We start from the raw sequence: 5,048 nt of genomic DNA, 5'->3' as shown, positions 1-5,048 counted from the left end.
CCATGCCGGCCGCCGCCAACTACGGCCGGGCCACCCGCCAGCTGCTCACCGACCCCCCCCACCGCGCCTTCGCCCGCCTCGCCCGGCGCCGGCCGCCGCCGGGGGACCCCGTCTCGCACAACCACCCCACGCTCCCGACCCCCGAGGTCGCCGGCCGGCCGCCCCCGCCCGGCGGCGGCCCGTACGGCACGGGCGGCCCGTACGGCGGCGGCCCCCACGGCGGTGGCGGCCCCTACGGAGGCGGTGGTCCGTACGGCGGTGGCCCGTACTCGGGGGACCCGCTCGCCGGCATGCCCCCGCTCGCCGACAGCGGTCGGCGCACCCTCGCCCGGATCGTCGACCTGATCCTGGTGGGCATCGTGGCGTGGCTGATCACCTGGGCGCTGCACGTCAACGAGTACACGATGAACGCAGATCAGGTGCAGGTCGGCAGGTCGCTCGGCCAGTCGGCCGTCGGCGTGGTGCTGTACCTCGCCTACGACACGTTCCTGACCGCCCGGTCGGGGCAGACGCTCGGCAAGCGGTGGCTGGGCATGCGGGTGGCGAACCTCAGCGACGGCTCCACCCCGTCCGTCGCCGTCGCGCTGGCGCGCGCGGCGGTGCTGTGGATTCCGTTCTGGTTCTGCTGCGCCTGCCTGTGGCTGGCCGTCTGCGGCGGCTGGTCCTACTTCGACCGGCCCTACAAGCAGGGCCTGCACGACAAGGCGGCCCGCACGGTGGTGGTCACGACGCCCCGCTGACCGCGCCGATCAAGCCGATCATCCTGAACATGCGCCGATCGCCCTGACCGCGGCCGGCCGCGCCGACCGGTCCGGCCGGCGCGGCCGGCACGTCCGCGTCAGGTCGCCGACGTCGGCCCCTGCCCCGGCTCCACTCCCGCGGAGACGGTCTCCCGCCGTTCCTGCGCCCGGGCCCGTCCGGTGGAGCCGGGGCTTGCGGACGTTGCGGCACCCTGCGTGCCCGCCTTCGGCAGGGGCACCGTCAGGGCCACCAGAAGGCCCAGCCCCAGCGCGGCGAGAGCGACGACCGCGATCCCGAGGCCCGAACTCGTCTGCGACAGCAGCAGCATGGCGAGCGTCGAGAAGATCACGGTGCAGGAACCGTAGACGAGCTGTGCGGCGGTCGGACGCGGCATGGCGATCGTGTCCTCGGAAGATTGGGGGGTGAGACGGGGTGACGGCCTGGCTTTCCGCCGACTTCCGGGCGTTCTGCCAATCGACTGTAATCCCCACCATGCCCGAGGGGAACGGCTGGTAAGCGTGACCTAACCCACCGTGCCGGTGCATGGGGGGCGCACGGAGTCACGCCGCCGCCACCGGACCCGGCTCCACGTCCCCCTCACGAACCGCACCCGCCTCCCGCACACCGTCCGTAAAACGAACGCCCGCTCCGCATAGTGCACTTGTACTGTCCAAGTCAAGGTCTGTCTTTTCTCTTAAACCTCTAGTCAAATGTCGTCACTTGACTACACGCGTTGATCGTGCGCGGACCTTTTCGTGTCCCCGAATGCCCCCTTCCGCGCGCGGACGCGTCAGGGGAGGACATCAAGTGACCAGCAGACCCTGGACGTTCAGAGCGGCGGCGATCGGCGTCGCGCTCGCGGCGGCCACCGCCACGTTCTCGACGTTCGCCGTCGCCGAGGCGGCCACCACCGGCGGCTCCGCCACCGCGGGCAGCACCCCCGCCGCCGTCGACCGGCACGACCCCGCGCCGATCAAGCAGCACGAGCACGACCTGGACGGCCCGCTGAGCAAGACTCAGAAGGCCCAGCGCCAGGAGGCGTTGAACCAGCTGATCGCCGGCCGGACCAAGGTCCAGGACCGGGACGGCTCCAAGGTCGTCGGCCTCAAGGGCAAGAAGGGCGACACCAAGTACGTCGAGCTGGGCCGGGAGAAGACCGACAAGATCTTCACCATCCTGGTCGAGTTCGGCGACCAGACGAACCCCAAGTACGGCGGCACCCCCGGACCGCTGCACAACCAGATCGCCCAGCCGGACCGCGCCAAGGACAACTCCACCGACTGGCAGGCCGACTACAACCAGAAGCACTACCAGGACCTGTACTTCGGCACCGGCAAGAACACCGAGTCGCTGAAGAAGTACTACGAGAAGCAGTCCTCGGGCCGCTACTCGGTCGACGGCGAGGTCACCGACTGGGTCAAGGTCCCCTACAACGAGGCCCGTTACGGCAACAACGCCTGCGGCTCCACCACCTGCTCCACCGCCTGGAACCTGGTCCGCGACGGCCTGAACGCCTGGGTCGCCGACCAGAAGGCGGCGGGCCGCTCCGACGCCGACATCAAGGCGGACCTGGCCCAGTACGACCAGTGGGACCGCTACGACTACGACGGCGACGGCGACTTCAACGAGCCCGACGGCTACATCGACCACTTCCAGATCGTGCACGCCGGCGAGGACGAGTCCGCGGGCGGCGGCGCGCAGGGCACCGACGCGATCTGGGCGCACCGCTGGTACGCCTTCGGCACCGACGCCGGCGCCACCGGCCCCGACTACAACAAGCTCGGCGGCACCCAGGTCGGCGACACCGGCATCTGGGTCGGCGACTACACCATGCAGCCGGAGAACGGCGGCCTCGGCGTCTTCGCCCACGAGTACGGCCACGACCTCGGCCTGCCCGACGAGTACGACACCTCCGGCGGCGAGAACTCCACCGCGTTCTGGACGCTGATGTCCTCCGGTTCGTGGCTCGGCCGCGGCGAGGACGCCATCGGCGACCTGCCCGGCGACATGAACGCCTGGGACAAGCTGCAGCTGGGCTGGCTGAACTACGACACCGCCAAGGCCGGCGTGAAGTCCTGGCACAAGCTGGGCCTGGCCGAGTACAACACCAAGTACAAGCAGGCGCTGGTGGTCTCGCTGCCCGACAAGGCGGTCACCACCGAGGTCGTCACCCCCGCGCAGGGCGCCACCCAGTGGTGGAGCGGCAGCGGCGACGACCTGAAGAACACGCTGACCCGGTCCGTGGACCTCACCGGCAAGAAGTCGGCCGCCCTCACCCTCGACGGCTGGTACGACATCGAGTCCGGCTACGACTTCCTCTACACCGAGGTCTCCACCGACGGCGGCGCCAACTGGACCGCCCTGGACGGCACGGTCGACGGCCAGGCGATCCCGCGTGACGGCAGCGACAAGCCGGCCCTGACCGGCTCGGTGGACGGCTACAAGAAGCTGTCGTACTCCCTGGACGCCTACGCGGGCCAGAAGATCCAGCTCCGCTTCCGCTACCAGACCGACGGCGGCGTGGCGCTCAAGGGCTTCGCGGCCGACGAGATCACCCTGACCGCCGACGGCGCGCCGGTGTTCTCCGACAACGCCGAGAGCGCGGACGCGGCCTGGACGGCGAACGGCTTCTCCCGCATCGGCGCGTCCTTCACCAAGGACTACCAGCAGTACTACATCGCGGAGAACCGCCAGTACGCCTCGTACGACACCACGCTGAAGACCGGTCCGTACAACTTCGGCTTCGCCTCGCGGCCGGACTGGGTGGAGCACTACCCGTACCAGAACGGCCTGCTGATCTGGAAGTGGGACACCTCCCAGCTGGACAACAACACCAGCGTCCACCCGGGCACCGGTCTGATCCTCCCCGTCGACGCGCACCCGACCGCGCTGCGGTGGTCCGACGGCACGCTGATGCGCAACCGCATCCAGGCCTTCGACTCCACCTTCAGCCGCTTCCGCACCGACGGCTTCACCCTGCACAAGGCCGACGTCGCCACGAAGATCAAGTCGTCGAAGGGGGTGCCGGTGTTCAACGACCACGCCGGCACCTACTACGACCCGGCGAACCCGACCGGCGGTGTCAAGATCACTGACACCAACACCCGGATCGAGATCACCAAGGAGGCCCACGACGGCTCCACGATCGAGCTGGAAGTCGGCGCCGCGGTGAAGTAACCGAGAAAACCGCAGGTCAAACGCGTATCGGCGGCAACCCCCTGGCGGGTTGCCGCCGATCGTGTTTAGGTGCCTGCTGTGGTTTCGTTATTGACACCGAGCAGGACGGGGAAGTGAGCGCATGGCCGCAGGAGGTTTCTGCAAGCTCCCGAACGGCACCGTCGTGGTGGCCCTGAACCTGCCCGGTACCGCCCCCGACGGCATCGGAAGCGTCCGGGTCCTGGTGCACGCCCGCAACCGCGCCCGCGCCCTGACCCGGCTGCGCAACCTGGGCCTGCGCGCCGTCTACCTGCGGGGCAACGCCGCCCCGCCCACCCCGGACGAGATCACCGCGGTCCTGCACCACCCCGACGGCGTCCTCTGGCGCACCTTCTGCGACAGCGCGGTCGGCGTCCCCGTCGGCCCACCGGAGCTGTGGCACCCGATCAGGGCCCTGCTGCGCCACCGGGCGCCCGCACAGGCGTGAGCCCGGCCGCGACGGCGACGCCCTAGCCGAGCACCGGCTTGCCCGTCAGCTCCACGCCCGCGCGGCGCAGCTCCTCCAGGGCCCGCTCGGTGGTCTGGGCGGACACGCCCGCGGTGAGGTCCAGCAGCACCTGGGTGCGGAACCCTTCCTGCACCGCGTCCAGGGCGGTGGCCCGCACGCAGTGGTCCGTGGCGATGCCGACCACGTCCACCTCGTCGATCCCCCGGGCCCTGAGCCAGTCGGCCAGCGACACGCCGTTCTCGTCGAACCCCTCGAACCCGCTGTACGCCGCCGCGTAGGCGCCCTTGTCGAACACGGCGTCGATGGCGCCGGAGGCGACGGCCGGGGCGAAGTTCGGGTGGAACCCCACGCCCTCCGTGCCCGCCACGCAGTGCGCCGGCCAGGTGTGGACGTAGTCGGGGTCGTCGGCGAAGTGCCCGCCCGGCGCGATGTGGTGGTCGCGGGTGGCCACCACGTGCCGGTAGCCCGCGGGCGCCTGCCCGATCAGCTCGGTGATCGCGGCGGCCACGTCGGCACCGCCGGCCACCGCGAGACTGCCTCCTTCGCAGAAGTCGTTCTGCACATCGACGACGATCAGGGCGCGACGCATGGTGGGTGTCCTTCGGCTGTCGGTCGGTGGGAGGGAGCGGGGGCGTATGCCGCT

General features: G+C 70.5%; 5 protein-coding genes. 3 read left to right on the top strand and 2 right to left on the bottom strand.

The features are described from left to right. Nucleotides 1-740 (top strand): RDD family protein (locus GV126_RS35770; protein ID WP_201299842.1); only part of this gene is annotated, 740 nt, incomplete at its 5' end. Nucleotides 741-838: 98 nt separating this feature from the next. Here GV126_RS35770 and GV126_RS14095 read toward each other — a convergent pair. After that, nucleotides 839-1,135 (bottom strand): hypothetical protein, encoded by a 297-nt coding sequence (locus GV126_RS14095; protein WP_159666323.1) that lies wholly within the window; start codon nucleotides 1,133-1,135, stop codon nucleotides 839-841. 413 nt (nucleotides 1,136-1,548) lie between these two features. Here GV126_RS14095 and GV126_RS14090 point away from each other — a divergent pair, with 413 nt between their 5' ends. Continuing rightward, nucleotides 1,549-3,918, top strand: coding sequence for an immune inhibitor A domain-containing protein (locus GV126_RS14090; RefSeq protein WP_159666321.1), 2,370 nt, complete (start codon nucleotides 1,549-1,551; stop codon nucleotides 3,916-3,918). A gap of 121 nt (nucleotides 3,919-4,039) precedes the next feature. Next, nucleotides 4,040-4,384: a hypothetical protein gene (locus GV126_RS14085; RefSeq protein ID WP_159666319.1), complete on the top strand. Its 345-nt coding sequence runs from the start codon at nucleotides 4,040-4,042 to the stop codon at nucleotides 4,382-4,384. A 22-nt stretch (nucleotides 4,385-4,406) separates the two neighbouring features. Here GV126_RS14085 and GV126_RS14080 read toward each other — a convergent pair whose 3' ends face one another. Further along, nucleotides 4,407-4,994, bottom strand: coding sequence for an isochorismatase family protein (locus GV126_RS14080; RefSeq protein ID WP_159666317.1), 588 nt, complete (start codon nucleotides 4,992-4,994; stop codon nucleotides 4,407-4,409). Nucleotides 4,995-5,048 lie beyond the last annotated feature (54 nt).

The sequence above is a fragment of the Streptomyces mexicanus genome, from assembly GCF_902506575.1.
In the GTDB taxonomy this organism is placed as follows: Bacteria; Actinomycetota; Actinomycetes; order Streptomycetales; family Streptomycetaceae; genus Streptomyces; species Streptomyces mexicanus.
The sequence above is the reverse complement of the archived record's forward strand: the minus strand, read 5'-3'. Positions and strand labels throughout refer to the sequence as shown.

What these genes read in the sequence shown, in the direction of transcription:
- GV126_RS14095 (WP_159666323.1), bottom strand. Translation starts at nt 1,135, where the DNA reads ATGCCGCGTCCGACCGCCGCACAGCTCGTCTACGGTTCCTGCACCGTG.
- GV126_RS14085 (WP_159666319.1), top strand. Translation starts at nt 4,040, where the DNA reads ATGGCCGCAGGAGGTTTCTGCAAGCTCCCGAACGGCACCGTCGTGGTG.
- GV126_RS14080 (WP_159666317.1), bottom strand. Translation starts at nt 4,994, where the DNA reads ATGCGTCGCGCCCTGATCGTCGTCGATGTGCAGAACGACTTCTGCGAA.